General features: G+C 68.2%; 3 protein-coding genes. All 3 read right to left on the bottom strand.

What is annotated here, in order from left to right; translation table 11 throughout:
* Positions 1 to 265: DUF2637 domain-containing protein (locus KZA10_RS12080; RefSeq protein WP_218682998.1), on the bottom strand; the 265-nt coding region annotated here is incomplete at its 3' end.
* Positions 262 to 1,170 (bottom strand): bifunctional DNA primase/polymerase, encoded by a 909-nt coding sequence (locus KZA10_RS12075; protein WP_218682997.1) that lies wholly within the window; start codon positions 1,168 to 1,170, stop codon positions 262 to 264. The genes KZA10_RS12075 and KZA10_RS12080, both read right to left, overlap by 4 nt.
* Complete coding sequence (locus KZA10_RS12070) at positions 1,170 to 2,252, bottom strand: ArdC-like ssDNA-binding domain-containing protein (RefSeq protein WP_218682996.1); 1,083 nt, start codon at positions 2,250 to 2,252, stop codon at positions 1,170 to 1,172. The genes KZA10_RS12075 and KZA10_RS12070 overlap by 1 nt, the downstream gene beginning before the upstream one ends.
* Between the last annotated feature and the right edge of the window lie 338 nt (positions 2,253 to 2,590).

The following is a 2,590-nucleotide window of genomic DNA, read 5'->3' as shown; positions in this document are numbered from 1 at the left end:
CCGCGAGCAGCGTCCACGGGTACCAGGTCGGTCGGCGCTGGTTCGCGAGGGCGACGACGGCGACGGTCGCGACGACGATGATGCCGTCCACGATCAACGGCCACGCCCACGCCTGCCCCGCATCAATCCCAGACCTTCGAGCGAGATCGGTTAGCGCGGTGAACGACAGCCAGAACGCACCGGCCGCGATGAACACCGTGCCCGTGATCGCCGTCACGACCGCCAACCGGCGACCCCGCGGCACCGCGATGGCTTCGGCGTTCATGAGAGCGCCCGTCCCGTTGATTCGCGCACCAGACGCTGCTCATCCGCCCCGGACACTGTGACGGCTCGCGAAGCGGGAGTCGTGGTGCGGTAGGCGGAGCGGATCGTCGCCATGATCTCCCGCGCTCGGAGTCCCGCGTGCTCTGCCGCAGGGCCGAGCGCTGCGAGCGTCGCGTCGGGTGAGGTGCCGGCTTCGGCGAGGCGGCACGCAGCCCAGAACAGGCCACGGTTCCGCTCACCCTCACCACGACCAGCCACCCAGCCCGCGAGTACCTTCGCATCCGAACCCCGCTCGCGCGCACGCGATGCACGCGCGTTGCTCGTCGGGATCGGCGTGCGCGGGTCGAGGAACTCGCGCAGTCGTGCCGCATCCACAGGGGTCGGTGTGTCGCCTGCAGTGACGATCAGCCGATACGGTGCCCGGACCCCGCTGGGGCGCAGCACGATGGAGGGCGGGGCGATGATGTAGCCACCGTCGCCACGGAAATCGACATGCGACTTTGCTGCCTGCCACGACGACTGCGAACGGTCGGGGTCTGCCGGGTAGTAGGCGTGAAGCCCACCCGATGGGGTGCGCACGAGCGCGGCCCACCCCGCCGCGTGCCCTTCACGGTGCGCTTCGCGGAAGGCAGGGAACCCGGTGCCGGTCGCGTGAATGTCGACATCGACGACCTCGACCCTGGATGCGGCACCGGTGGGGATGCCGATGTTCGCGGCCGGCCACCTCGACCACCACCCCGAAACCTGATGAGGGTCGGTGCTCGCGTCATGGAATCCGCGAGGCACCAGCGGGCGCTTCTGGCCGGGCACGCACGGGAACACCGGAACCCCGACCGCTGCGAACCGCGCTGCAGCATCAGCGGGCGGCATCCCGCTCACCTCAGCGAGTACGTCGATGGCGCCCATCACAGGCTCCTCACCGCCCCGGCAGCGACACGACGCGGCTCCTCCGTCACGGGATCAGCGCTCGGAGTTCGCTCAGGCTCCGCGGGCTTCTTGACTGGCGCATCGCGGTTCAAACCGGGAGGGTCGCCGTTGCCGACCTGTTCCGTGGGGAGTTGGTCGAGGATCGTCGCGGCTGTCTTCCGCACCCGTTCGCCGGTGGCTTGGACGACCTCGACCGGGGACTTCTCCGGCACCGTCGCCGCCCACCCCGACACATACGGAATCGTGTAGTCGGACGCGTCCATGCCGTGCGCGGCGGCGACCATCAACGCCACCGAATCCGCCTCCACCTCACCGATCCCGCGATGACCCGAAGCATCCGGATTGTCGGGTCCGTGGAGGAGGACGTGCGCGAGCTCGTGCACGAGGGTCTTCACCTGAGCTGCCTCGGGCATGTTCACCCGCACCGCTACCGTCTTCGCGCCGAAGTCGGTGAGGCCGTTCGCGCCGTGGATCATGCCCTCGTGCGGCACCCGCAACACCGTGAACCCCTCCGCCTCCAACAACCGGGCGACGCCGTCCCAGAGTCCGTCCGGTGCTTCGCCTTTGAGGAGGCTGGGCGACGGCGGGGCTGGGATCGGGTCGCCGGCGGTTTGGGAGACATCCCAGACGTAGGTGGGGCGGACGCCGACCATGCGAGACCGCACCGCCTCGCCCGGCTTTGGCTTCTCGAACCGGCCGAGCCTGCGCCACGACTCCGCCACCTTCGGCGTGAACGACGCGAACCGGCCAGTGACCGGGGCGAGAATCATGTACCCCGACTGACCCTTCTCGACCTGACGACCGAGCGACTGCCACTGCTTGAACCCCGCCACGTACGTTGGCACCGGCTCCGGCACCCGCCCGGCCTCGAACGCTGTCTGATGCTGCACGAAGATCAACAGCGTGTTGTTGAACGAGCGCGCACGGAATCGGGCCGCGAACGTGAGCGCCTGCTTCCAGTCCTCACCCGACACCAACGACTCCACCGCGCCGGTGAGCTGTTCATGCAAAGCGTCGAGCTTCGCATCCCGCACCGCACGCTGTTCCTCAGTGGTTGCCATCGTCGTTCTCCCTCCCGCAGGCACCTGCACACGGCGGGTGACTTCTGCGACCAGAAGGTGCGCGAAGGGAATCAGGAACGCTTCGAGACGGACGACGGACAGAAGAGTGAGCGACCATCAGGTGCGTCATCGAACCCGACGTGGTCAGATTCGGTCTACCTCACAGGCGCGTGCCATGGTGATCGGCGCAGGAATCGATGACCGTTTCACCGGTCAAGCCCCGGCGAGTGGTGTAGCGGTCGGTGATCCTTCTGCTGTTGGTTTCGGTTAGGCGCTGAGTTCGAGGACGGGCTGGTCGGTCACCTCATCTCCGGTGTCGGGGACGAGGGTGAGGCGGG

The organism is Microbacterium sp. BF1, assembly GCF_019279095.1.
In the GTDB taxonomy this organism is placed as follows: domain Bacteria; phylum Actinomycetota; class Actinomycetes; order Actinomycetales; family Microbacteriaceae; genus Microbacterium; species Microbacterium maritypicum.
Note: the sequence above shows the minus strand (reverse complement) of the source record. Positions and strands in the feature narration are given on the sequence as shown.